We start from the raw sequence: 23,042 nt of genomic DNA, 5'->3' as shown, positions 1-23,042 counted from the left end.
AGATTGGTTCCAAGTATGTCACTTTCTACATGGCCCCGTACGGTACCGGCTGCCAGACTCGTACCAGCAATGTCCGCCACGTCACACCGGTGACAGAAAGGGGAACCGCATGAGCATCACCGCAGACCCCAGCGACGCCACGGCAGCCGGGCCGCGGCCCCCGCTGACCATCCGCGGCGCGGTCCTGAACTCCATCGGGGCCCCGGCCCCCTACGCACAGAGCCGGCCCATCAGCGTCGACGAGCTGACACTTGGCGGCCCCGGCCGCGGCGAAGTCCTGGTCCGCGTCGAGGCCGCGGGCCTGTGCCACTCGGACCTGTCGGTGGTCAACGGCTCGCGGCCGCGGCCGGTCCCCATGCTCCTGGGCCACGAGGCCGCCGGCATCGTCGAGGCCGTCGGCCCGGGCGTCGGCTCCGTCCGGCCCGGCCAGCGGGTGGTCATGACTTTCCTGCCGCGCTGCGGCGAGTGCCAGGCCTGCGCCACCGAGGGCAAGCTGCCCTGCACGGCCGGCAGCAAGAGCAACGAACAGGGCATCCTGCTCACCGGTTCCTCCCGGCTGATGCGCGGCGGCGAGCCCGTGGCCCACCACCTGGGCGTCTCCGGCTTTGCCACCCACGCGGTCGTCGACGAGCGGTCGGTGGTCCCGGTGGGCCTGGACGTTCCGCCGACCGTGGCCGCCCTGCTCGGCTGCGCCGTGCTGACCGGCGGCGGGGCCCTGCTCAACGCCGGGCGGATCGACGCCTCCTCCACCGTCGCCGTCGTCGGCCTCGGCGGCGTCGGCATGGCCGGGCTGCTGACCGCCCTGGCCACCGGCTGCCGCAAGGTCATTGCCGTCGATGCCCAGACCGCCAAGCTTCAGACCGCCCGCCAGTGGGGCGCCACCGAGGCCTACACTCCCGAGGAGGCGCTGGGACGCTCCGTCACCGCCGACGTCGTGCTCGAAGCGGTGGGGCACCCCGGCGCGTTCGAGACCGCCTACCAGCTGCTCGGCATGGGCGGGACCCTGGTGACGGTCGGCCTGCCGGCACCCGGGGCCAAGGCGTCGATCGAGCCGCTGCCGCTGACCGCCCGGGCGCAGTCGATCGTGGGCAGCTACCTCGGCTCCGCCGTGCCCAAGCGCGACATCCCGGTCTTCGAACAGCTCTGGCGCGAGGGCAGGCTTCCGCTCGAGCGCCTGGTCTCGCGCGAGATCGTGCTCGACGACATCAATGAGGGCATGGACGCCCTGGCCTCGGGCAGCGTGATCCGGCAGGTCGTGATCTTTGGGAACAACGACGAAGGACGGGACAACCAATGAGCAAGCAGACCACCCACCACGACGTGGTCATCCTGGGCGCCGGCTTCGGCGGCCTGGGCATGGGCGCCCGGCTGAAGCAGGCAGGCATCGAGGACTTCGCCATCTTCGACAAGGGCCCGGGCCTGGGCGGGGTATGGCGCGAAAACAGCTACCCGGGGGCCGCCTGCGACACCGAAGCGCACCTCTACTGCTACAGCTTCTTCCCGCACCTGAGGGTCAGCCGGATGTACGCCGGCCGCGACGAGCTGATGGGCTACCTCGAGCGCCTCGCCGACCACTTCGGGCTGCGGCCGCACCTGAGCCTCAACAGCGAAGTCACCTCGGCCGTGTGGGACGGCGGCAGCGCACTCTGGCGGCTGCAGGTGGCCGGCTCCGGCGAGCACACCGCACGCGTCTTCATCCCTGCCTGGGGCCAGCTGAACACTCCCCTGATTCCGGACTTCCCGGGGCTGGCCGACTTCCACGGAGAGGCCTTCCATTCCGCCCGCTGGGACCACGGCGTCGATCTGGCCGGCAAAAAGGTCATCAGCATCGGCTCTGCCGCCAGCGCCGTCCAGTACGTGCCCGAGGTGGCCAAGGCCGCCGGATCGCTGGAGGTCTTCCAGCGCAGTGCCAACTGGATCATGCCGCGGAACCAGGTGATCTTCAGCGACGAGCAGCTCGATGCCTTCGAGGCGGACCCGGGCACGTTCGAGCAGAGCCGGCGCCACCTGCACGACTTCCGCGAGAACGGTTTCGAGCGCACCCGCCGGGACACCGACGCCCAGCGGGCCGGCGTCGAGCAGGCGCTGGCCCACCTGGCAGCGCAGGTGCCCGATCCGGAACTGCGGCGCAAGCTGACCCCCGACTACGAGTTCGGCTGCAAGCGCATCCTGCGCACCGATGACTACTACCCGGCGCTGATGCGCCCGAACGTGCACCTGGTCACCGAAGCCATCGACGCCATCGTCCCCGAGGGGATCCGCACCACGGACGGGCAGGTCCACGAGGCGGACGTCATCATCTTCGGCACCGGCTTCAGCAGCCAGGCCTTCCAGGGCGACCTGCGGATCATCGGCGCCTCCGGGGAGGACCTCAAGGAACGCTGGGCCGCCGGCGCCGAGGCCTACCTGGGCATGAGCGTGGACGGCTTCCCGAACCTGTTCATGATCTACGGGCCGAACACCAACCTGAACCACAACTCGATCATCACCATGCTCGAGATCCAGCAGGGCTACATCCTCGAGGTGCTCGAGCGCCTGCTGCCGGAGCCTGGGGCCTCGGTGGAGGTGCGCGGACGCGTCCTGGCCGGCTACAACGCGAACCTGCAGAACGAGATGGAAGGCTCGGCCTTCTCCTCCGACTGCTCCAGCTGGTACAAGAACGCCGCCGGCAAGGTCATCAACAACTGGTCCGGCACCGTCGAGGAGTACCGCACCCTGGCCGGCAGCTGGAACCCTGCCGACTACGTGCTCTCCGGCTCGGTGCTGCCCCTGCGGGACATGGTAAAGGCGTGAGCGCCGCGGCAGCCCTGGCCGGCACAGCCGCGGTGCCGCTCGAGCAGGTGGCGCCCGACGCCGTCGAACTCATCCGCGCGTTCCGCGAGCGCGGCGCCGCCGGCTTCCAGGACCTGCCGCTGGCCGATTCCCGGGCCGCCTACGAGCTGGGCTGCGCCGCCAACGGCGTGCCCTCGGAGCCCATGGAGCGGGTCGAGGACCTGTACTGCCCGGTCGACGGCGGTGCCATCCGGCTGCGGCACTACCTGCCCCGCGACCCGGGAACCGGGACCGGGCGCGCCGTCGTGCTGTTTTTGCACGGCGGCGGCTGGGTGATCGGCTCGCTTCAGACCCACGACCGGCTCTGCCGGCGCCTGGCCGCCGTCAGCGGGCTCGACGTCGTCGCCGTCGACTACCGGCTGGCGCCCGAGCATCCGTTCCCGACCCCGCTTGAGGACTGCAGGGCCGCCCTCGGGTTCGTCCGCGCACAAGCGGCCGGGCGCGGCTGGGATCCGCACCGCGTGGTGGTCGCCGGCGACAGCGCCGGCGGCAACCTCGCCACGGTCCTGGCCACGGATCCGGGCTGTGCGGTGGAGGGGACCACCCTCCTCGGGCAGCTCCTGCTGTACCCGGTGGCCAACCTCCTGCAGGAATCGCCCTCCTACGCCCGGATCACCGAAGGATTCCCCCTGACGGCGGACTCGATGCGGTGGTTCCGGAACCTGTACCTGCCCGACGGCGATGCCGCCGGGGACCTGCGGGTCTCCCCGGGCCTGCGCAGTGCCGCCGAACTGGCCAGGCTCGGCGCGCCGCCTGCCTTTGTGGTCACCGTCGGCCTGGACCCGCTGGCGGACGAGGGCATCGAATACGCGGGCCTGCTCGCGCGGGCCGGGGTGCCGGTGGAACACCACCACCTCCCCCGGCATGCCCACGGCCTGTTCACCTCGGCCGGCAGGATTCCCACCGGCGCCCGACTGCTGGACCGGGCCGCTGCCTGGGCGGCGATCCTGGCCAGCTGACGTGTGCGGGGCCGGTCCCCGGACACGTTCCGGAAACCGGCCCCGCAACCGTGGATGCAGGCGGACCGGGCTCAGAAGCCGTAACCGCCGGTTTCCTTGGCGTTTTCCCCCTCGGCCTCGCCGTCCACATTCTCCGACGACGGCCCGCCGCCGGACTGAAGCGGGTTCTGCCCCGGCGGGCTGGTTTCGTCCGCGGGCTCGGGATCCTTCGGATGCACCGAGTCGTCGGCCGGTTCGGTTGGTTCGTTGCCTTCAGTGGTCACCGGGACCTCCTCCTCTTATTAAGGTCACACAACGCCTACGCCGCCGCCAGGGCATCCTTCTGCTGCCGCGAGAGTGCGGTCTGCTGCCCGCAGTTCCAGCACTCCGAGTAGTAGCTCCGGCGTGTGGTCAGCAGCGGAATGAAAAAGACGGTCAGCTTCGAGGCCCGCTCCATGATCCGCTGCGGCCCGTGCACCCCGCAGCGCGGGCACGTGCCGGGACGGGTGAACAGCAGCCGCAGCTTCTGCGTGAAGCCGAAAATGATCAGCACTGGTGCCTGCCAGCGGCCTGATCAGGCGAAGCCGCCGAATGAGTCCTTCAGCCCGCCCAGCTTCTCGCCCAGGCCCCCGGGCAGCCGGCCGAGCAGGTCGTTGACGTCGATGCCGAGGTTGGAAAGCAGCCCCGAATCCCGCTCGGTGTCCACCTGGTCGGGCAGGTCCGACTGCGCCTGGGAGGCCTGGTCGTTCTTGCCCATGGACTGGAGGATGTCGATGATCTGCTGCTTGTCGATCTGCATGGTGCTTCTTCCGTTCCGTTGAGTTCCGTTCCGGCTCCGGTGCCCTGCACCGCCGAGGGCACCGTCCCGGGAATCCGGCCGACGGCCGTCCCGGAGTGCTTACCACTCTCCCCGGATCCGCCCCGGCGGACAACCCCTTGACAGATCCGCCGACGCGCCGCGGCCAGCATTGCCCCCCGGATGCTAAGCATGCTTTGCTTACAGCCAACAAGGAGCTAAGGCAGCCTTTCCACGGGCCCATCCACCACCAGCAACCGGAGAGTTCCATGCCGAGCAGCAACCATCCAGCCAGCACCAACAACCCCGGGGACGACACCACCACTACCCGCAATGCCCCCGATCCCGAGGACAGCAGGAAACCGGACAGCCCGGCCGAGGTGAAGAAACCGTCGTGGAAGTACGTCCTCAAGCGCACCATCCGGGAATTCTCCCGGGACCAGTGCACGGACCTGGCCGCGGCCCTGACCTACTTCGGCGTCCTGTCCCTCTTCCCCGCCCTGCTGGCCCTGGTCTCCCTACTCGGGGTCGTGGGCCAGGCCGAGCAGACCACCCAGATCATGCTCCAGGTGGTGGAGGGCGTGGCCAGCCCCGAAGTGGTCAACACCCTGCGCCAGCCGATCCAGCGCCTGACCAACGTGCCGACCGCAGGCCTGGCCCTGATCGTCGGCCTTGCCGGCGCCATCTGGTCCGCCTCCGGCTACGTGGGCGCCTTTGGCCGGGCGATGAACCGGATCTACGAGGTCGAGGAGGGCAGGCCCTTCTGGAAGCTGCGGCCGGTCACCCTGCTCGTCACCGTGGTGATGCTGGTGATGGCGGCGATCGCGGCCATCCTGCTGATCGTCTCGGGCCCGCTGGCCGAAGCCATCGGGAACGCCGTCGGCCTCGGCGGACCGGCAGTGGCCATCTGGAACATCGCCAAATGGCCCGCCCTGGTGGCCTTCGCCATCCTGATGATCGCCGTGCTCTACTACGCCACCCCGAACGTGAAGCAGCCCAAGTTCCGCTGGATGAGCATGGGATCGGCCATCGCCCTGGTGGTCCTGGCCCTGGCCACCGCCGGGTTCTTCTTCTACGTGTCCAACTTCGGCAACTACAACCGCACCTACGGGGCCATCGGCGGGGTCATCGTGCTGCTGCTGTGGCTGTGGATCGCCAACATGTCCCTGCTCTTCGGCGCCGAGTTCGACGCCGAAATGGAACGTGGCCGCCAGCTGCAGGCCGGGATCGAGGCCGAGGATTCCATCCAGCTGCCGGCCCGGGACACCAAGGCCAGCGACAAGCGGCTGGAGAAGGAAAAGGAGGACATCCACCACGGGCGCCGGCTTCGGGAAGGGCACGGACGCCCGGACCGGGAATAAGGCCCCCGGCTCCACACCGGGAACGACGGCGGCGGCACCTGCCGCCGTCGTCGTCGTTTCCGGAGGGATGGGCAGGAATTTCGGGCAATTTCCGCCCTGCCCCCGCACCGCCCCGAACCCCTGCCCCACTAGGGAAAACGGCGGGCGGACCGCCCGGCCGGGACCCCGACCAGAGCCGCTGATCGCCCGGCCGGCGCCTTGCCCCGGAGTACCCGGCATGTTTGGGTCGAAATGTCGGCAGGTTGTCCGACGCATCCCGGAAGAGGAGGTACGACCATGACCATCCAGAACCGGCAGGACCGGGCAGTACTCGAGCCCGAGACCATCGACGTCCCGCAGACCCGGCCGGCAGCCAGCCCGTCGACGGCCGGAACGGCCAAAGAGGCAGCCACAGCGGAAGCCAAGGACGTAGCACGGGAAGGCGCAGGTGCCGTACAGCAGGTGGCCGGCACCGCCGCCGCGGAAGCCGGGCACGTTGCCCGGCAGGCCGGAGCCGAAGCCCGGAACCTGGCCGGCCAGCTCGGATCGGACCTGAAGAGCCAGGCCGGAGCGCAGCAGCAGCGGGTCGCCGAGGGCCTGCGGTCCGTTGGCGGCGAACTGCGCACCATGGCCCGGAATTCCCAGGCCCAGGGCGCGGTGGCCGGCCTGGTCGAGCAGGCCGCCGGGCGCACCGAGCAGGTGGCCGGCTGGCTCGAGGCCCGGGATCCGGGATCGCTGCTGGCCGAAGCCACAGGATTCGCCCGCCAGCGCCCCGGCACCTTCCTCGCCATCGCCGCCGGCGCAGGCCTGCTGGCCGGCCGCCTTACCCGTGGCATCGCCGGAGGCCAGCATTCCGCCCAGCCGACCTTGGCACCGCGCACACCCGCGCAGCCCGTGACGACGGCGGGCAGGACCCCGGCCGGCACCACCGGCAGCCCGGCAGCAGGCGCAGGACCGGCCGCCGACCCGTGGACGGCAGAGCCCACGATCGCCCCCGGCACGCCGCCGCAGAGCCTTGACCCCGTCGACCGGCTGCCGCGCTCATGACCCGCACCCAGTCCCCCGCGGCCCGCGCCTACCAGCCGCCGCAGACCGAGGCCGAGGCGAAGGCCCGCCACCAGTCGCTGGGCGACCTGATGGGCGACCTGACCCGGGATCTGTCCACGCTGATGCGCCAGGAAGTCGAGCTGGCCAAGGCCGAGCTGAAGGAATCCGCCGGCAAGGCGTCCAAGGGCGCCGGCATGTTCGGCGGTGCCGGCATCGCAGGCCACTTCGTGCTGCTCTTCCTCTCCCTGGCCCTGATGTGGGCCCTGGGCAGCCTGATCGGCCTCGGCTGGTCGGCCCTGGTGGTCGCCCTCCTCTGGGCCGTTGCCGCAGCGGTCCTGGCCGCCAAGGGCAAAAAGGACCTGCAGCAGGTCCGCGGACTGCCGCAGACCGCCGAAACACTTCAGGAAATCCCTCCGACCCTCAAACCTCATGAGGTGAGCCGATGACACACACTCCCGCAACACTCCGCGAAGACATCGACCACACCCCCGCCGGCCTCGGCGGCGTCCCGCAGCAGGCGGCCGCCAAGGCCCAGGGAAATCCCCTGGCCGCCGGGCTGATTGCCTTCGGCGCCGGCCTGCTGACCGCCTCCCTGGTACCGGCCAGTGACAAGGAAAAGCACGCAGCCGCCGCGCTGCAGGACAAGGCCGGACCGCTGAAGGCCGAAGCCGCCGGCGCCGCCCGGGAACTGGCGCAGGACATGAAGGCTTCCGCGCAGGATGCGGTGCAGTCGGTGAAGGACACCGCCGCAGACGCCGCCGGGCACGTGCAGCAGGAAGGCAGCGTGGCCGCGGCCGAGGTCAGGGACCGGGCACAGGACGCCAAGGCCCACGTGCAGGATGCCTCCGCCGGCACCCGCACCTGACCCGGTTGTCCGGGCAGCGCCCGGCACAGCCCTCCCCCACAAACCGGCCGGCGGCGCCGGAAAGGCACCGCCGGAACCTAACCGGGCACGGTTCATCCCCGCCCGGCGGAAACAAAGGAGATGACGCATGATCACCTTGGAACACATCAACCGCCTCGCCGGAAGCAACGCCAACATCGTCGACCCCGAGGGCAGGAAGATCGGCTCGCTCGGGGAGCTCTACCTCGATGACGGCACGCAGGAGCCGAACTGGGCCACCGTCAAGACCGGCCTGTTCGGCACCTCCGAAACCTTCGTCCCGCTCGACGGCGCCAGCATCGACGGTGACGACATCCGCGTCCCCTACACCAAGGACCAGGTTAAGGACGCCCCGCGCATCGACCCGGACGGGCAGCTGAGCGAGGACGAGGAGGACCGGCTGTACCGGCACTACGGCCTGGCCGGGACGGGCACCTACGGTGGCGGCTATGCCGGGACCGAAGGGACCGCAGGCACCGCCGGTTACGCGGACACCGCCGCCGGCACCCCGGGCTATGACACCTCCGGTCCCACCACCGATGACGCGATGACCCGCTCCGAGGAGCAGCTGCACGTCGGCACCGAATCCCGGGAAACCGGCCGGGCCCGGCTGCGCAAGTACATCGTGACCGAGAACGTCACGAAAACGGTGCCGGTCCAGCGCGAGGAGGTCCGCCTCGAGCGCGAGCCCATCACCGACGCCAACCGGGACGCGGCCCTCTCCGGCCCCGACCTGACCGAGGCCGAACACGAGGTCACCCTGCACGAGGAACGCCCCGTGGTGCAGAAGGAAACCGTCCCGGTCGAACGGGTCCGGCTGGAGACCGACACCGTCACCGACCAGGAGACCGTCTCCGCGGACGTGCGCAAGGAACAGATCGAGGCCGACGACGACACCCGCCGCCGGCGCTGACCTCGAAGGTGCTTACTGGGAGAGGAAGGGCGGGTGCCCTTCCTCTCCCAGCCGCACTCCCTCCAGAAGGATGCATCCATGGCGCAAGATCCGACCGCACCCGACACCCCGCCGCGTGAAACCCCTGAGCCCAAGACGGCAGGGCCTGCCGGCACCCCAAGCCCAGCTACACGACGGGCCACGCGCGCCGGGATGCTCTGGACTGCCACCGTCGGCGCGCTGGTGCTGCTGATTCTGCTCATTGTCTTCATTGCCCAGAACCAGCACACCGTCCCGCTGCACTATTTCGCCTTCGATGGTCAGGTCTCCCTCGGCCTGGCCCTGTTCATTGCCGCCGTCATCGGCGGCGTCCTGGTTGCCATCGCGGGGGCGGCACGGATCATCCAGCTGCGCCTGCAGGCGCGGTTCGAACAGCACCGGCGGGCGCGGTAGGCAGCCGCATGCGGCCCTGAAAGCCGTTGGAGCCGCAGATTCCGGCGGACCCCGGGCCTTATGCCCGGGAGAACTCGCTCGCCGCTGCGACCTGTTCCGGGCTCGGGCGCATGCCCGTGTAGAGCACGAACTGTTCTGCTGCCTGCAGCGCGATGACCTCGGCACCGGTGATCACCGGCTTGCCGGCGGCCCGGGCGGCCGTGATCAGCGGAGTTTCGGCGGGGAACGCGACGACGTCGAACACGGTCTGCGCGCCGGCTACCGTTTCCAGGTCAAAGGACAGCGCGTCCTCCTCCGCGCCGGCCATGCCCAGCGGGGTGACATTGATCAGCAGCTCCGCTGCGGCTTCCCCGGCGCCGGGCTGCCAGTCGAAGCCGTAAAGGTCGGCCAGCCTGCGGCCGGTCCCCTCGTTGCGGGCAACAACGGTCACCTCGCTGAACCCGGCGTCCTTCAGCGCCGCCGCCACCGCCTTGGCCATGCCGCCGGAACCGCGCAGCATCACCGTCGAATCGGCAGGCACCCCATGCTGTTCCAGCAGGCTGGCGACCGCCAGGTAGTCGGTGTTGTACGCGGTCAGCACGCCGTCGTCGTTGACAATCGTGTTCACCGAGTCGATCGCGGCAGCGGAGGCATCCATCCGGTCCACCAGCGCGATCACGTCATCCTTGAACGGCATGGACACCGAGCAGCCGCGGATCCCCAGCGCCCGCACGCCCCCGATCGCCGCCGGCAGGTCAGTGGTGGTGAAGGCCTTGTAGATGAAGTTCAGGCCCAGCTCGTCATAGAGGTAGTTGTGGAAGCGCGTGCCGATGTTGCTCGGGCGTCCGGCGAGCGAAATGCACAGGGTCATGTCTTTGTTCAGGATCGGCACGGTCCAAGGCTACACGCGGCGCCGTCCCCTCAGCTGGGGCGGTAGTACCGGTCCAGGAGCTGCCGGTCGATGCCCTTGCGGCGCGCCTGGCGGGCCAGCAGCGTCAGGAGCGGTGCCATCAGCCGGGACCGGCCGGCAGGATGGATGTCGGACTCCACGAGGATCAGCGCGCCGTGGAAAAGGTTCTTCGGCCGCCCGTCCGGGTGGGTCAGCCCGGCGGTGGCCATGTTTTGGAGCGTGACCAGCCACTTCTCGAAACCGGGATGGGCGGGACGGACTTCCAGGAGGAACTGCAGGGTCCGCGACCCGGCGCTCAGCCACTGGTGCACCACTTTCGGCGGCACCAGGACGTCCTCACCGGCCTCGACCCGGACGTCCCGGCCACCGACCCGACCGGTGAGGGTGCCCTCGAGCATGTGGATGCTCTCGGAGTAGAGCGTGTGGTAGTGCGGGAAAACCTCGATCCCCGGCTCATACTCGGCGTACAGCAGGCTGTACTCCCCGCCGGTCTCCTGGCCGGTACGGAGCCAGGTCAGCGCCGTACCCTGTCCGGTGTCCCGGTAGGTCGACCGGCCCGTGCGCATCTCGGCGATCTGGTCTGCAGTCCATTTCATGGCTACCACCCCGGCAGCATGCTACTCCCGGCGGCCCGGAATGTCCCGCATCCGTGTGGCCGTCAGTCCGGCATCACCAGCGTGCGCAGGTCCAGCTGCCGCAGCACCCGGCCCGCCACCTCCGGATTCATGTCCCGCTCGTTCCGCGCCGCCAGCACCTCGTGACGGGCCGCTGAAATCAGGCATATCGCCGCAAGTTCGATCAGTGAGTCCAGATCTCCAGCGCAAATAACAAGCACAGTCCTGCAGCCGCGGCGAGACAAAAAGACGCGTTCGTAACCCGACTAAGCGCCGTTGATGACCGAGGACTGCTGGGGGCGGTTGATACCTGAAGGCTGCCGGACGCTGTTGATACCTGCAGCCCACTGGTCGAGGGGGCCAGATACCGGGCCTCCAACGGGCCAAATGCGGCCCGCGTTGATTTCACGATTGCATAACCCATGGCAAAGTTGACGCCACCGCGGATAGCAGCACCAACCCCAAAGGGGATCACGCGGCCCAGCACTGTGATGCCTTGCCTGGTTCCATATCGGGTGACGAAATCGACGCCGAGGACTTTGTTGATCTGTCTGATGGTGGACAAAGGAACGGAATTCACCGCTGCCCTTGCCCAATGCTTCCCCGTACGGCCAGCCACACTGCCGACAACCCTGTCTGCGCTCCGACCCAGAAGAATTCCCAGCACAAGGGTGCGCTTTCGCTCGAGTTCCTGAATCTTGATTTGATGGACTTCTGCTGTTGCAAGGATGTAGAAGACGGCGGCACCGAGGGCGGCGAGAGATTCTCCAGCAGTCAGCGCCATACCGATTCCCGTTCCAGCACCCGGGGCAGCCGCGCTGCCGCCCACGGCTGTACCGGTGGAGGTTGTCATGGCCAGAAAGCGCTTCTCAAGCTTCGTCAGGAGCTCCTGAGGCGAGGCATCAGGGTCCTTCGTCCGTAGTCGTTGAACGAAGTCGGCAGCTGCAGGAGCCTGAATACGGAGCGCCGTATCTATGGCAGCCAAGATGGAATTCTGCTTAATTGCCTTGGTCCCATCTCCCACGTCTGTGGATTGATCCGCAGGCCCTCGCTTCCGCATCATAGACCCCCATCCAGATTCGGCAACTTACGATCGCCCTACTGTAATTCCGAGAGCTTGGACATTTCTGGCAACAGCTCCGAATGCTCCATCAGTGACATTGTTTCGGCCAAAATAGGACGCAGGCGGTCGTTTGGGGTGAACGGCTGCCGTCCCTAAGCGGCTTAGTCCGGCATCACCAGCGTGCGCAGGTCCAGCTGCCGCAGCACCCGGTCCGCCACCTCAGGATCCGTGTCCGGCTCGTTCCGCGCCGCCAGCACCTCCTGGCGCGCCGCCGCCAGCGCGATCGTCTGCACCGCCGCCAGCAGTTCCCGCTCTTCATCGCGCGGCTTCCGCCTGGGCCCGGCCGGCACCGCGCCCAGCAGTTCTGCCCTCAGCCGCTTCATCCGGGCCTTGACCAGCTCCACCTTGTCCTCGGGCAGGTCCTGGAGCACATCCGAATCCTGCAGCGCCGCCACGGCCGCCTCCTGCGCCCGGCCGGCCAGCACCACCGCGGCCTCCCGCTCCTCCGCCCCGGTGGCCTGGGCCCCGAGCACCTTCATCAGCCACGGCAGGGTCAGCCCCGGCAGCACCAGCGTCACCAGCAGCACCGCGCAAGCAATCACCGTGATCTCCTGCCGCGGCGCGAATTCCGCGCCGTCGGCCAGCGTCGCAGGCATGGACAGCGCCAGCGCCAGCGTGGCCAGCCCGCGCATCCCGCACCAGGACAGGATCAGCACGTCCTTCCACGACGTCGGCGGCAACACCCCTTCCCGCCGGCGCCCGATCCACATCGCCAGCGCCATCCAGCCGAACCGCACCGCGACGACGATCGCGCACACCGCCGCGGCCATGCCCGCCATGCCGAAGACGGCAGTGCCCTCTTCCTGGATCACCTCGCGCATCTCCAGCCCCATCAGGCCGAACGCCAGACCCGTGGCCAGCATCTCCACCACGTCCCAGAACGCCGTGCGCGTGATCCGCTCCCCCGCGTCCTGCGGCCGCGCCCGGCGCTTGATTTCCAGCGCCGTGACGACGACGGCGACGACGCCGGAGGCGTGCAGCTGCTCGGCCAGGATGTAGACGGCGAACGGCATCACCAGCGTGATGGCGCTGCGCGCCACCAGCGAATGGACAAAGTGCGTGACCATCCCGGTCAGCCAGCCCATCCCGTAGCCCAGCGCGGCCGCGATGACAGCCCCGACTAGGAACTGCAGCAGCAGTCCGCTGCCCACCTCGGTCTCGGTGACCGCGGCGGCCGCCGCCGCCTGGAAGATCACGATCGCCGCGGCGTCGTTGAACAGGCCCTCGCTCTGCAGCGTGGTCAGCAGCCGGCGCGGCATGTGCACTCGGCCCGCCACCGACTCCACCGCCACCGGGTCCGGCGGCGCCACCATCGCCCCCAGCGCGATCGCCGCCGGAATCCCGATCCCCGGGATCAACAGCCACGCGGCACCGGCCACCAGGGCCACCGTCACCACCACCAGCGCGACGGCGAACATCACGATGGTGCGCCAGCGGATCCGGAACACCGCCCAGGAACTGCGCTGCGCCGTGGCGAACAGCAGCGGCGGCAGGAACAGCGGCAGGATCAGCTCCGGCTCAATGTGGGCCTGCGGGAACCCCGGAATGAACGTCAGCGCCACCGCCAGCAGCAGCATCAGCACCGGATACGGCAGCCGCAGCCGCTCCCCCAGGCCCACGGCCAGCACGGTGGAAAAGAGCAGTCCGACGATGAGCGCAAGCTGGTCCATAGGCATGGCCTCCTAGGGGTGTGGCAGGGGGTGCCTTCTAGGGTATCGGGGGTGGCTGGGAGGTTGCTGCAGAAGTCAGATGAATGCCGAACTGCCACACCCACTTAGTATCAGTGCATGGAACTGAACACGATAATTCCGCCAGCACTTTCGGTCATCGGGGTCGCCATAGGAGCCTTGGTTGGGCTGATTGGGGTGAACATGACTCAGAAACACACCTCAGCACGGGAATTCCGCTTACGCCTGTGGGAACTAAGGTCCCAGACATATGTCGATTTACTGGGATGGACGGGCTGGGTAGAACACTGGTATATCGCAGGACGTCCCGACAAATATGAACGCCCTCATACTGTTGATATGGCCCGGATCGCTGCGCGCCTACGTGCCTTTGACGACAAAGCAACTGGGGACAAAGCAAGCAGGCTACTAGAAGAACTAATTCCTTACGTTAGTCGACAAGATATTTCCGACCATCAGCCGCCTCCAGTTAGAATACGCGAACTGGCTCGGGAACTGACGGAACGTGCGCGCTGGCGACTTGCGTCAGAATCGTTCGACAGTGCGCAGAATTTCTAGAAAACCGTACACATGCTCAGGCGATTGATTACTATAGCAGGTCATTACCTAGCCACAGCTGCTGAATCTGAATAAATGTCAGTCGGCATTGGTCGATGCAGCTTCCAGTGAATCGCAATCGGTTTCTCACCCGAGTGCTGTACGTAATCGACTTGTCCCAAGCAGATGAATGGCATAGTCACCCCGAAGTCGTTCTCAGCTCTTTCTCGAGTGAGCAGAATGATCCGGGAACCGTGACCCTTGCGATCCAGGTAACGCCGGCCTACAGGGCTCTTTGGCGATGTAGCGTTCTGGGACTCCCAGTGAAATAGATCTGTGCTTACTGCATAGTCCCGGTAATTAGTCGTAATCGAATGACGCTTCTGATCTTTCTTGATCGTCACGAAGAGCGCGTCCGTCTGTTCCGGGGCACACCATGCAACGCCTCCTGTGAGTATGAACTTTCTATCAGCGTCTCGTTCAAGTGATTTGCGTCCCAACGCTGCCAGCACTTCGTTCGGCCCGTACGTCCCATGTGAGTAGAGCGGAACATGGTTCAATCCTTGCCCCAGCCCCTTAGGCATATGCCGGGCAGCCTGGAGGCCGAGCTTCATCAGCTGACTGATCTCGGAGCAGGCATAGGGATAGGCACGCAACTGCTCGAAACCGTGGTCGTACTTTTCAAATCCTCCCCCCTCAGGCCACAGGGTAAAGAACAGCATCCGCGCCAGGATCTTCTGCCGCTCCCCCAAGTTCTCATAGGACGGAGCATCCGGGGAAACGAGCGATGTATACACTTCAGCCCGTTCCGGATCATCTACGTGCAGCAGCGCTGTCATCTTCTTGAGTACCAGTTGCTCCTCGAAAATTGACCGGTCCTCGCGCAGGACGGAGGGCATACCGGTCTCAATCAGCCCTGCCTCGCGGATCAGCGAAGTCCAGGAGTCACCGGTCTTCCGATATACCTCGGTGAGGTCCCGCCCGGACTCGCGCAGGTAGTCCTCCAGCAGCACCTCAGCGTGCGAGCGCACATCGGCGACCAGTTGTTTACGGTTGAAGCGAAGCTGCGTCTTGATGTTGTCCAGCACGGTCTGCTGTGCCACCCGGTCCAGGATGACCTGGCAGCCGGAGGGCAGCAGCGGGAACTCATCCTCGATCTGCTTGACTAGTCCCGCCCGGCTGGTTCCCGTCAGCGCACGGAACTTCGGGTCAAAACGGAATTCGCGGCGCTGCTGGCCGATGAAATCCAGAACGGTGAGCACTGCCTTGTCCTCAGCCCGCCGAAGGCCGCGGCCGAGCTGCTGCAGGAAGATCGTTGAGCTCTGCGTCGGACGCAGCAACAGGATCGTGTCCACTTCCGGCACGTCCAGGCCTTCGTTGAATAGGTCGACGGCGAAGATGCAGCTGATCTCCTTGCTGCGCAGCCTAGCCAGGGCCGCAGCCCGGTCGTCGCTGTTCGTATCGCCCGAGACGGCCACGGACGTGATGCCGGCACGGTTGAACACTTCGGACATGTAGCGCGCATGCTGGACCGAGACGCAGAAGCCGATGGCCCGCATTTCCCTGGTACTGAGCACCTTGTCGCGCAGTTCCTTGATCACCTTGGCCGCACGGGCGTGGTTGCCCGTGTACAAGATGCTCAAGGCCTCGACGTCGTAGTTGCCGCGTTTCCATTCCACCTGGCTTAGGTCAACGTCGTCGGCCAGTCCGAAGTAGTGGAACGGCACCAGCAGATCCGCGTCGAGCGCATCCCAAAGCCGCAGCTCGCTGGCCGTTCGGCCACCGAAAAACTCGTCGGCAACATTGACGCCGTCGCCGCGCTCCGGCGTGGCTGTCAGACCGAGCAATTCCTGCGGGCGGAGATGGTCGATGATCTTCCGGTAGGTCGGAGCATCGGCGTGGTGGAACTCGTCGATGACGACGACGTCGAAATGGTCCGGTTCGATTTGCTCAATGCCCTTCGACGCCAGCGACTGGACGCTGGCGAAGACGTGGTTCCACCGGGTTGGCTTGTGCTCGCCGACATACAACTCACCGAACGAACCGCTCTGCATGACCGCGCGATAGGTTCGTAGGGACTGTTCCAGAATCTCCTTGCGATGAGCGACGAACAGGAGTCTCAGCTGATGTCCGGCGTCGTCGCACAGCCGCTTGTAATCCAGGGCTGCCAACACAGTCTTGCCGGTGCCCGTGGCGGCGACGATCAAGTTTCGATGGTGTCCCTGGACTGCCCGGGCCGCTTCCAGTTCCTCAAGCATCTCCGCCTGGTGCAGATGCGGCTGCACCTCGAGGCCGGTCTCCCCCATCGGCTGCATGGCGGTAGTGCCGCCGTTACGCTCCAGGGCGGCGTCGAGCCGTTCCCAGTCCGTGTCCGGGTTGTAGGGAACGAAAGCGCGCTGTTCCCAATAGCTGTCGAAAGTCACCTGGAACTTGTTCAACAGCGCGGGAGTAGCCACTGAGGACAGCCGGACGTTCCATTCCAGACCGTCCACGAGCGCTGATCTGCTGAGGTTCGAGCTTCCGACATAAGCGGTGTTGAAACCCGTGTTGCGGCGGAACAGCCAGGCCTTTGCGTGGAGGCGCGTGGATTGGGTTTCATAGTTGATCCGAACCTCAGCTCCGTAGCGGCGGACCAGTTCGTCCACGGCGCGCCGTTCCGTCGCACCCATGTACGTCGTGGTGATCACCCGAATCCGGGCCCCACGTTCCTTCAGTTCCTCGAGGGCGCTTTCCAGCAGACGCAGGCCGTTCCAACGGATAAACGCGCAGAGCAGGTCGACCGTGTTGGCCGAGGCCATCTCCGCACGCAGTTCAGCCGCAAGGTTTGGATCGTCTTTGCCGTTCGTCAGCAGCGCCGAGTCCGAAAGCGCCGTCGTCGGCCGGCGGAGGTTTCGGCCCCGCAGCTTCTCCGGCGCGTGAAGCGAGAGTAGCTGCTGCGGGCCGTCCTTGATGGAGTCTCCGGCCTGGATGGCCTGCAGCATCCTGTTGGCCACAGCCAGGCGATCTTCCGGCTTAGCCGAGGAAAGCGTGATCCTGACCATATCGGCGATATGCCTGGCCAGGATCTCGGCGGCCTCCTCCGGATCCACCTTCTCGAAGTTCGCCTGATACTCCGGCGCCTGCTCCAGACGCCGCTCAAGTGACTCCGTATGCAGAGACTCGTACAGACCTTCAGGCAGCGAGCCTGTTGCTTCTCCCCCAATGAAAGCGTTCACCAGGCCAGGCTAATTGAGGTGAAGGACATTATTAGCCACCGACCCGGCTGATTCCCTTCGCCATCAACGATGTTGATGGCGGCTCAGGTTGGGTGGAGTGCCGCGTACTCCACCCAACCTAAGCTAGCTCCACGGCTTCAGTACTCAGCGACACTAGTCGCGGTCTTGGCTTTCCAGCATTTAGCGGCATGAAGACTTCACCCGGTTGGACCGACGACCACGCCCTCTGAATTAGTTCCCCGTCGAGAGGTAGTTCCGGACGCTTGCCCGCAGCGTCTCGGTGTGCTCGTAGATTTCCTCCAGGGAGTTGATGGGAACCCGGGTTTCGGCCTTGTTCTCGTCGAACAGTCCGATGTACTTCTGGGTCCGGTTGAAGTGCAGGCGGGCAATGGGCTTGCGGTTGTTGTCATCGAGCAGGACCGCGAAGTAGCTCTTGGCGTCACGCTGCGCGATCCGGGAGGGCTTCACTTCGCTGCACACGATAGCGCGGACGATCTGGTAGCCCTCCAGTTCCTCCAGGGTGGTTTCAAGGGCCTCCGCCTCCTCCAGGTCGCTTTCCACCACCGGCTCGCTGGTAACGGCGGCAGCGGCAACGGCATCGTCGCTGTGGGGGTAGGCCGGACCGCCGAGGGCGGTCTTCAGGCGCTCGTTCACCTGGTCGTTCAGAAACTGCTTCGTGGCCTTGGCCACCAGGGTGGTGAACTGCTCGCGGACCCGCTGGGTGAAGGCGCCCTCGTAGACCCGTGAGGTGAAGAACTTGACCCACTCGTCCTCCGGTTCCTTGAACTGCGCGGCGAGCGTCCTCTTGATCTGGCCGATGTACTTGAGCTCGCCGGCGGCGCTGATGATCGAGTCGAGGTCGAACACATCCTTGGAAAGCTTCTGCAGTTCCGGGATGAGGGTTTCGTCAATGTCGTTCAGGTCCAGGACCAGGAAGGGCTTGGCATCCATGCGATTCGGTGCGTCCAGATCGGTGAAGAACTGGTAGACCTCGCCGTTGGTCAGGATCGCAATCCGGGCGTTGGTGACGGCGAAGTAGCGGAACAGCTGCGAGGCGTGCTCGATCTTGACCGGTTCCTTGGACTTCTTGCACTCGATCAGGATCTGGACCTCGCCATTGTGCATGATGGCGTAATCGACCTTCTCGCCCTTCTTAACTCCGACGTCGGCGGTGAATTCGGGGACGACCTCCAGCGGGTTGAACACGTCGTAGCCGAGGATGGTCGAGATGAACGGCATGACGAACGCGTTCTTCGTCGCCTCCTCGGTCTCGATCGATGCCCGCTGCTGGCGCACCTTTGCCGCCAGAGCCATCAGTCTTTCCGCAAACTCCATTTGTTCCCCCTTCGTCTTTGGTTATACGCGCAACCATATCGCTGGCCAAGCCACCGTTCGTACATTGCAGTCCGGGTCGAGCAAAATGCTTTCTGCGCTGCACTGCGCCCCGGGTGGAAAGTCGCACGCGCACGGTTACGGCGTTACACAGAGCGCTGTTTTCCGGGATGACACCACTGGAGAAGAAGGTCTGGACTGTGCTGCCGAACCCACTGCTCAAGGGGATCCCGTGCCGGTTCGGGGAGGAATGATGACGCCGCACCGAGACCGTGCCTGCCCGTAGGCCATTCCGGCAAAAAGTGTCAGACCCGTCTGATATCCCTAATGTTGTCCGGTCCGGAAGTCCCTTGCCGGCCCGGACAACCCGTGGGTCATCCCCATTTCTCGGTAGCCGAGGAGGAAAAGATGGACGCAATGCCGGATCGCGCCACACTGCTAGAACTGCGTCGTCTAGGGCTGTGGCTGGAGGAGATCGCAAGGAAATACGGTGTCGAAGAGTCTGTCATCCGGGCTGCGCTCATGGCGCAGCCCGGCCAAGATGCCTGAAGTTGTAAAACCGCCCGGGAAGGAGCCGAATTCCTGACCTAAGAAATCATCCCTTCATGTGGCCTTTGCTATCAGAGATACGGCAAGCCGGGGTTTTGATAGAGAAAGCCACCCCGTACAGCGGACTCCCTGAGGCGGCATCTCGAAGCCTTCGGAGGTTAGACAGCAGGAGAAAAAGACCACCCGGTCGTCGGCGAGGACAGTACCGCTATCTGCCCACAGTGCAGCCAGGAAGCTTGCCCGTTGTCTTCGGGATGTGGGTCCCGGACCCGGACAATCGGGCGCCGAACGCCTTCATGGCAGGCTGCGTTGCCGGAGGCGATGGCCCCGTGTGACAGTGTTCTAATGGCGACTGCGGCTACGCAGGGCCGATACAGGCATAAGCCAAGAGCGTCCCCACCCGTTCCAGGACTTTGTCATGCCCCACCCGCCCGAACAAACCGCACGTGCGCCACGGCGTCGGACGGAGTGAACTCGGCCAGCTCCAGCCCCTCCGGTCCGCCGTCGAGGTTCTCGAACAGCTGCTCCCCGCCGCCCAGCAGGATCGGCACCACGGCCAGGTGCAGGTCATCGACCAGCCCGGCCTTAAGGTACTGCTGGACGGTCGCCGCCCCGCCGCCGAGCCTCACGTCCTGCCCGCCCGCCGCGGCGAAGGCCTGTTCGAGCGCGACTTGGATGCCGTCGGTGACGAAGTTGAAGACCGTCCCGCCCTCCATCGTGACCGGGGACCGCGGGAACCGGGTGAGGACGAACACCGGATGGTGGAAGGGCGGGTTGTCTCCCCACCAGCCCTTCCATTCGCTGCCGTTCCACGCGCCACGGACGGGACCGAACATGTTGCGCCCCATGATTGTGGCGCCGATTCCCTGCTCCCCGCGCTCCAGGAAGTCGTTGTCGACGCCGGTGCTGCCACCGTCTTCGCCCATCATGCGACGGCCGAAGGCGGTGGTGAAGATCCAGTCGTGCAGGCTTTCCCCGCCCACGCCCAGCGGATTCTCGACGCTCTGATGTGGACCGGCTCCGTAACCGTCGATGGACACGGCGAAATTGTGGACCCGCAACTTAGGCATCCAGTACCCCTCTCCTACGGTCCGGCGGTGGGCCGAACCTGACAGTCATTCGTGGAAGAACCCGATGAGGAACGGCACGAGGGCCTCGGGCGGCACGTCGTGGCCGTGCCCGGGAATGACGCCCTGGTGACCGTCCTTGACCGAGGTAGCCACGGCCGCCGCCGAGGCTACTGCCCAGTCCGGGCTGGCGTCCCCGTACAGGGCGAGCACCGGGGCGGTGATGCTGCCAAAACGTTCCTCCGGCACGACGCCGTCCGCCTCCAAGGTCAGGTCGTAGTGCAGCGTCGGGGCCAGGGCCACCACTGCCGGCCACCACGGCTCCTGCTTCACCCGCTCGTCGAAGCGGACGCCGGCGTGCCGCATGAAGGCCTCCACCGCCTGGTCCCCGTGGCCGGTGTCCGCCAAGGTCTTGACCTTGTTGGCGAAGACCTCCCACGGTTCGTCCCTGACGTGGTGGGTGAAGTACGGCGGCTCGTAGACGGCGATCTTGCGGACCGAGACGCCCGCCGCGGCAGCTTCCAGGCACAGGATGGCGCCCGAGGAGTGCCCGTAGAGGTGCACCGGTCCGCCGGCGGCGTCGGCGAGCGCCCGCAGGTCCTCGATCTCGCGGTCGACGGCGTAGGGCGGGGTATCGGTGCTGTCGCCGCGTCCGCGGCGGTCGTAGGTGATGACCGTGAAGTCCCCGGCCAGCGGCGGCACCAAGGCCGCTGCCGACTGGCGGTTGTTCAGCGCCCCGCCCACGATGACGAGCGGGGCGCCGCTGCCGGCCTGCTCGTAGGCGATGGTGGTGCCGTCGGCTGACTGGACGGTCTGGACCATGGCGTTCTCCTGCAGGCTCGGAGCCGGTGGATGTTCCCCTTGTACTCCGGGACGGTCCGCCCTGCAAGGGTCCGGGGCCAGGTTCAGCCCGGGCCCTCCGGTATTCCAACCTGCGCGGCGAGTTGCCGGATCACGAGCTCGAAGTATGCGGCCGGGTCGGTGAACGTGCCCCGCCCATACTGGCCGAAGACTTCGAAATTGACGGCGCCGAACAGGCCCGACCAGACCGTGATCCCGCGGGCGAGCAGCTGCACCGGAATAGTGAGTCCGTACTCGCGGCGTATGGTCTCCAGGTCCGCGGCCAATTGGGCCGGCAGCCTGCCCCCGGGCCCCGCCCCGTCGTCGTCCGCGGAGCCTCCGCCCTGGACGGCCCAGGCCTGCTCGAGGATCCCGGCCAGCCGCGCCACCACGCGGGTTCCGGGGGCGGTGGTCTGCTCGGCGGGTGCGTGGTAGCCGGGCACGGGTGCACCGAACAGCAGCCCGTACCGCGCCGGCTCGGCCAGGGCCCACTCGCGCACGGCGCGGGCGAGCGCGGCGAAGCGTTCGAACGGCGTCCCGGGGGCAGCGTCGACGGCGGCATCCACCCGGTCGCCCAGTTCGGTGTAGGCCTCGACCACCAGCAGGGTCAGCAGCTCGTCGCGGCTGGCGACATACCGGTAGACGGCGGAGGACACCACGCCCAGTTCGCGGGCGACGGCGCGCAGGGACAGCGCGGCCGCCCCCTCCTTGGCGAGCTGCTCCCGACCGATCCGCAGGATTTCGGCGATCGTGCGTTGCCGGGCCTGTTCGCGCGGGGTCGGTGTCTTTGCCATGGGTCCATCACACACCCCGAAGAGAGCAGCGTCAACTTTTGTGAGCAGTGCTCTTGACAGGCAGGGCCGTCAGTCTCAGACTCATATTCGAGAGCACCGCTCACGATTTACCGAAATCTCGGACCCCACCCAGCCCAAAGGAGGACGTCATGTCCCAGCACTACCTCGTCACCGGAGCCGGCCCAGTCGGTTCCACCGTCGCCCTCCAGCTCGTCGACACCGGGCACACCGTCACCCTGGCCAGCCGTTCCGGCAGCGGCCCGGACCATCCCCGCATCCACCGGATCCAGGCCGACGCCATGGACGCAGCCCGGCTGGAAGCCGCAATGGATGATGCAGCAGCCGTCTTCCACTGCATCCACGCTCCCTACACCGCCAAGGCCTGGCGGGAGGTCCTGCCACGCGCCGAGCAACTGGTCCTGGACGCGGCCGGACGCCAGGGCATTCCCGTGGTCTTCCCCGAGAGCCTCTACTCCTACTCGGAGCCGCAGCTGACCATGCGCGAGGATTCACCGCGCCGGGCCTCCGGGGGCAAGCGGGGCGTGCGCACCGCCCTGCTCGAGGCGCGGGCCGCTGCGGCCGCGGACACGGTCAGTGTGGTCGCCGCGGATTTCTACGGACCGTTCGCGATGAACGCCCACGCCGGCGAGCACATGCTCAGTGCCGTCTTCGGCGGCCGGCGCCTGGCCGCCGTCGGCAATCCCGATGCGCCGCATTCCTTTACCTACGTCCCGGACCTCGCGGCCGCGATGATCCGCGCGGCCCAGCGGCCGGAGCTGTGGAACCGGGTGCTGCACGCCCCCACCGCCCCGACCACGCAGCGGGCGATGGTGGAAGCCTACGCCCGCGCCGCCGGCCTGCCGGCGCCTAAGGTTTCGGGCATCCCGGGCTGGGTGCTGCGCGTCCTGGGAGCTGCCAGCCGCGACATGCGCGAGCTGGCCGAGGTTGCCTACCAGTTCGACGCCCCGTTCGTGATGGACTCGACGCGCAGCGAGGCCGAGCTCGGCCTCTCCCCCACGCCGCTGGCCGAGGGCGCTGCCGCCACGGTCGCCTGGTGGCGGAACCGCCAGCCCGTCCCGGCAGCCTGAGTCCTGCCGCCGCCACTGCGCGCCGGCCGGGATCTGCCATTTCCGCCGGGCCGTCACTCCGGTGCCACCCGGTGAAACATCCGGATCCTGTCACCTGCCCGTGGTACAACCGAACCAGTGGCCCA

24 protein-coding genes are annotated in these 23,042 nt (G+C 66.9%); 12 read left to right on the top strand and 12 right to left on the bottom strand.

Features of this window, described 5'->3' with window-relative positions; genetic code table 11:
* Nucleotides 1–109 precede the first annotated feature (109 nt).
* Genes HGG74_RS00570 through HGG74_RS00560 form a run of 3 tightly spaced genes read left to right on the top strand, consistent with a single transcriptional unit; the run spans nucleotide 110 to nucleotide 3,791 of the window.
* On the top strand, nucleotides 110–1,297 hold the full coding sequence (locus HGG74_RS00570; protein ID WP_246262489.1) for an alcohol dehydrogenase catalytic domain-containing protein: 1,188 nt from the start codon (nucleotides 110–112) through the stop codon (nucleotides 1,295–1,297).
* Entirely contained in the window at nucleotides 1,294–2,793 is a 1,500-nt protein-coding gene (locus HGG74_RS00565) for a flavin-containing monooxygenase (protein WP_168484404.1), read from the top strand. Before HGG74_RS00570 ends, HGG74_RS00565 begins: the two co-directional genes overlap by 4 nt.
* Nucleotides 2,790–3,791: an alpha/beta hydrolase gene (locus tag HGG74_RS00560; RefSeq protein WP_205761109.1), complete on the top strand. Its 1,002-nt coding sequence runs from the start codon at nucleotides 2,790–2,792 to the stop codon at nucleotides 3,789–3,791. Before HGG74_RS00565 ends, HGG74_RS00560 begins: the two co-directional genes overlap by 4 nt.
* A 71-nt stretch (nucleotides 3,792–3,862) precedes the next feature.
* Here the strand turns inward: HGG74_RS00560 and HGG74_RS00555 are convergent, their stop codons facing one another.
* The 3 genes from HGG74_RS00555 to HGG74_RS00545 are packed head-to-tail and all read right to left on the bottom strand — an operon-like array spanning nucleotide 3,863 to nucleotide 4,569.
* Nucleotides 3,863–4,054, bottom strand: a complete 192-nt coding sequence (locus HGG74_RS00555) for a hypothetical protein (protein WP_168484403.1) — start codon at nucleotides 4,052–4,054, stop codon at nucleotides 3,863–3,865.
* A gap of 35 nt (nucleotides 4,055–4,089) precedes the next feature.
* Nucleotides 4,090–4,323 (bottom strand): zinc-ribbon domain-containing protein, encoded by a 234-nt coding sequence (locus tag HGG74_RS00550; RefSeq protein ID WP_168484402.1) that lies wholly within the window; start codon nucleotides 4,321–4,323, stop codon nucleotides 4,090–4,092.
* Nucleotides 4,324–4,344: 21 nt separating this feature from the next.
* On the bottom strand, nucleotides 4,345–4,569 hold the full coding sequence (locus tag HGG74_RS00545; RefSeq protein WP_168484401.1) for a hypothetical protein: 225 nt from the start codon (nucleotides 4,567–4,569) through the stop codon (nucleotides 4,345–4,347).
* Nucleotides 4,570–4,835: 266 nt separating this feature from the next.
* Between HGG74_RS00545 and HGG74_RS00540 the strand changes: the two genes are divergently transcribed.
* The 6 genes from HGG74_RS00540 (at nucleotide 4,836) to HGG74_RS00515 (ending at nucleotide 9,181) form a co-directional block, all read left to right on the top strand.
* Nucleotides 4,836–5,927 (top strand): YihY/virulence factor BrkB family protein, encoded by a 1,092-nt coding sequence (locus tag HGG74_RS00540; RefSeq protein ID WP_168484400.1) that lies wholly within the window; start codon nucleotides 4,836–4,838, stop codon nucleotides 5,925–5,927.
* Between the two features lie 276 nt (nucleotides 5,928–6,203).
* Nucleotides 6,204–6,953 (top strand): hypothetical protein, encoded by a 750-nt coding sequence (locus HGG74_RS00535; RefSeq protein ID WP_168484399.1) that lies wholly within the window; start codon nucleotides 6,204–6,206, stop codon nucleotides 6,951–6,953.
* Nucleotides 6,950–7,399, top strand: a complete 450-nt coding sequence (locus HGG74_RS00530; protein ID WP_168484398.1) for a phage holin family protein — start codon at nucleotides 6,950–6,952, stop codon at nucleotides 7,397–7,399. The genes HGG74_RS00535 and HGG74_RS00530 overlap by 4 nt, the downstream gene beginning before the upstream one ends.
* Nucleotides 7,396–7,818 carry a hypothetical protein gene (locus HGG74_RS00525; RefSeq protein WP_168484397.1) on the top strand — a complete coding sequence of 141 codons (423 nt, stop codon included), beginning with the start codon at nucleotides 7,396–7,398 and terminating at the stop codon, nucleotides 7,816–7,818. The genes HGG74_RS00530 and HGG74_RS00525 overlap by 4 nt, the downstream gene beginning before the upstream one ends.
* A 127-nt stretch (nucleotides 7,819–7,945) precedes the next feature.
* Nucleotides 7,946–8,749, top strand: coding sequence for a DUF2382 domain-containing protein (locus tag HGG74_RS00520; protein WP_168484396.1), 804 nt, complete (start codon nucleotides 7,946–7,948; stop codon nucleotides 8,747–8,749).
* 78 nt (nucleotides 8,750–8,827) lie between these two features.
* Nucleotides 8,828–9,181 (top strand): LapA family protein, encoded by a 354-nt coding sequence (locus HGG74_RS00515; protein ID WP_168484395.1) that lies wholly within the window; start codon nucleotides 8,828–8,830, stop codon nucleotides 9,179–9,181.
* 58 nt (nucleotides 9,182–9,239) lie between these two features.
* On the opposite strand, the gene HGG74_RS00510 is transcribed toward HGG74_RS00515, so the two are convergent.
* The 4 genes from HGG74_RS00510 to HGG74_RS00495 all read right to left on the bottom strand — a co-directional run bounded on the left by HGG74_RS00510 (nucleotide 9,240) and on the right by HGG74_RS00495 (nucleotide 13,477).
* On the bottom strand, nucleotides 9,240–10,052 hold the full coding sequence (locus tag HGG74_RS00510; RefSeq protein ID WP_312856676.1) for a shikimate 5-dehydrogenase: 813 nt from the start codon (nucleotides 10,050–10,052) through the stop codon (nucleotides 9,240–9,242).
* 29 nt (nucleotides 10,053–10,081) lie between these two features.
* A complete protein-coding gene (locus HGG74_RS00505; protein WP_168484394.1) occupies nucleotides 10,082–10,666 on the bottom strand; it encodes a cupin domain-containing protein in 585 nt (194 codons plus the stop codon).
* 202 nt (nucleotides 10,667–10,868) lie between these two features.
* Nucleotides 10,869–11,669 (bottom strand): hypothetical protein, encoded by an 801-nt coding sequence (locus HGG74_RS21115; protein ID WP_205761108.1) that lies wholly within the window; start codon nucleotides 11,667–11,669, stop codon nucleotides 10,869–10,871.
* Between the two features lie 239 nt (nucleotides 11,670–11,908).
* Nucleotides 11,909–13,477 (bottom strand): cation:proton antiporter, encoded by a 1,569-nt coding sequence (locus HGG74_RS00495; protein ID WP_168484393.1) that lies wholly within the window; start codon nucleotides 13,475–13,477, stop codon nucleotides 11,909–11,911.
* Between the two features lie 117 nt (nucleotides 13,478–13,594).
* On the opposite strand from HGG74_RS00495, the gene HGG74_RS00490 reads away from it, so the two are divergent.
* On the top strand, nucleotides 13,595–14,053 hold the full coding sequence (locus tag HGG74_RS00490) for a hypothetical protein (RefSeq protein WP_168484392.1): 459 nt from the start codon (nucleotides 13,595–13,597) through the stop codon (nucleotides 14,051–14,053).
* Nucleotides 14,054–14,097: 44 nt separating this feature from the next.
* Here the strand turns inward: HGG74_RS00490 and HGG74_RS00485 are convergent, their stop codons facing one another.
* A complete protein-coding gene (locus HGG74_RS00485; RefSeq protein ID WP_205761150.1) occupies nucleotides 14,098–17,211 on the bottom strand; it encodes a DEAD/DEAH box helicase in 3,114 nt (1,037 codons plus the stop codon).
* Nucleotides 17,212–17,478: 267 nt separating this feature from the next.
* Nucleotides 17,479–18,582 (bottom strand): type I restriction endonuclease, encoded by a 1,104-nt coding sequence (locus tag HGG74_RS00480; RefSeq protein ID WP_168484390.1) that lies wholly within the window; start codon nucleotides 18,580–18,582, stop codon nucleotides 17,479–17,481.
* Between the two features lie 405 nt (nucleotides 18,583–18,987).
* Here HGG74_RS00480 and HGG74_RS00475 point away from each other — a divergent pair, with 405 nt between their 5' ends.
* Nucleotides 18,988–19,128, top strand: a complete 141-nt coding sequence (locus HGG74_RS00475) for a hypothetical protein (protein ID WP_168484389.1) — start codon at nucleotides 18,988–18,990, stop codon at nucleotides 19,126–19,128.
* Nucleotides 19,129–19,544: 416 nt separating this feature from the next.
* Here HGG74_RS00475 and HGG74_RS00470 read toward each other — a convergent pair whose 3' ends face one another.
* From HGG74_RS00470 to HGG74_RS00460, 3 genes are all read right to left on the bottom strand, one after another.
* Nucleotides 19,545–20,198 (bottom strand): dihydrofolate reductase family protein, encoded by a 654-nt coding sequence (locus HGG74_RS00470; protein WP_168484388.1) that lies wholly within the window; start codon nucleotides 20,196–20,198, stop codon nucleotides 19,545–19,547.
* 45 nt (nucleotides 20,199–20,243) lie between these two features.
* Nucleotides 20,244–21,017 (bottom strand): alpha/beta fold hydrolase, encoded by a 774-nt coding sequence (locus HGG74_RS00465; protein WP_168484387.1) that lies wholly within the window; start codon nucleotides 21,015–21,017, stop codon nucleotides 20,244–20,246.
* A gap of 83 nt (nucleotides 21,018–21,100) precedes the next feature.
* Nucleotides 21,101–21,829: a TetR/AcrR family transcriptional regulator gene (locus HGG74_RS00460; RefSeq protein ID WP_168484386.1), complete on the bottom strand. Its 729-nt coding sequence runs from the start codon at nucleotides 21,827–21,829 to the stop codon at nucleotides 21,101–21,103.
* 149 nt (nucleotides 21,830–21,978) lie between these two features.
* On the opposite strand from HGG74_RS00460, the gene HGG74_RS00455 reads away from it, so the two are divergent.
* The gene (locus HGG74_RS00455; protein WP_168484385.1) at nucleotides 21,979–22,917 is read left to right on the top strand and encodes an NAD-dependent epimerase/dehydratase family protein; all 939 of its coding nucleotides are present in this window, start codon (nucleotides 21,979–21,981) and stop codon (nucleotides 22,915–22,917) included.
* Nucleotides 22,918–23,042 lie beyond the last annotated feature (125 nt).

The sequence above is a fragment of the Arthrobacter mobilis genome (genome assembly GCF_012395835.1).
GTDB lineage: Bacteria > Actinomycetota > Actinomycetes > Actinomycetales > Micrococcaceae > Crystallibacter > Crystallibacter mobilis.
The sequence above is the reverse complement of the archived record's forward strand: the minus strand, read 5'-3'. Positions and strand labels throughout refer to the sequence as shown.

Coding starts and splice junctions, on each gene's coding strand:
- HGG74_RS00570 (WP_246262489.1), top strand. CDS start 110: ATGAGCATCACCGCAGACCCCAGCGACGCCACGGCAGCCGGGCCGCGG.
- HGG74_RS00565 (WP_168484404.1), top strand. CDS start 1,294: ATGAGCAAGCAGACCACCCACCACGACGTGGTCATCCTGGGCGCCGGC.
- HGG74_RS00545 (WP_168484401.1), bottom strand. CDS start 4,569: ATGCAGATCGACAAGCAGCAGATCATCGACATCCTCCAGTCCATGGGC.
- HGG74_RS00540 (WP_168484400.1), top strand. CDS start 4,836: ATGCCGAGCAGCAACCATCCAGCCAGCACCAACAACCCCGGGGACGAC.
- HGG74_RS00535 (WP_168484399.1), top strand. CDS start 6,204: ATGACCATCCAGAACCGGCAGGACCGGGCAGTACTCGAGCCCGAGACC.
- HGG74_RS00530 (WP_168484398.1), top strand. CDS start 6,950: ATGACCCGCACCCAGTCCCCCGCGGCCCGCGCCTACCAGCCGCCGCAG.
- HGG74_RS00525 (WP_168484397.1), top strand. CDS start 7,396: ATGACACACACTCCCGCAACACTCCGCGAAGACATCGACCACACCCCC.
- HGG74_RS00520 (WP_168484396.1), top strand. CDS start 7,946: ATGATCACCTTGGAACACATCAACCGCCTCGCCGGAAGCAACGCCAAC.
- HGG74_RS00515 (WP_168484395.1), top strand. CDS start 8,828: ATGGCGCAAGATCCGACCGCACCCGACACCCCGCCGCGTGAAACCCCT.
- HGG74_RS00505 (WP_168484394.1), bottom strand. CDS start 10,666: ATGAAATGGACTGCAGACCAGATCGCCGAGATGCGCACGGGCCGGTCG.
- HGG74_RS00495 (WP_168484393.1), bottom strand. CDS start 13,477: ATGGACCAGCTTGCGCTCATCGTCGGACTGCTCTTTTCCACCGTGCTG.
- HGG74_RS00490 (WP_168484392.1), top strand. CDS start 13,595: ATGGAACTGAACACGATAATTCCGCCAGCACTTTCGGTCATCGGGGTC.
- HGG74_RS00480 (WP_168484390.1), bottom strand. CDS start 18,582: ATGGAGTTTGCGGAAAGACTGATGGCTCTGGCGGCAAAGGTGCGCCAG.
- HGG74_RS00475 (WP_168484389.1), top strand. CDS start 18,988: ATGGACGCAATGCCGGATCGCGCCACACTGCTAGAACTGCGTCGTCTA.
- HGG74_RS00470 (WP_168484388.1), bottom strand. CDS start 20,198: ATGCCTAAGTTGCGGGTCCACAATTTCGCCGTGTCCATCGACGGTTAC.
- HGG74_RS00465 (WP_168484387.1), bottom strand. CDS start 21,017: ATGGTCCAGACCGTCCAGTCAGCCGACGGCACCACCATCGCCTACGAG.
- HGG74_RS00460 (WP_168484386.1), bottom strand. CDS start 21,829: ATGGCAAAGACACCGACCCCGCGCGAACAGGCCCGGCAACGCACGATC.
- HGG74_RS00455 (WP_168484385.1), top strand. CDS start 21,979: ATGTCCCAGCACTACCTCGTCACCGGAGCCGGCCCAGTCGGTTCCACC.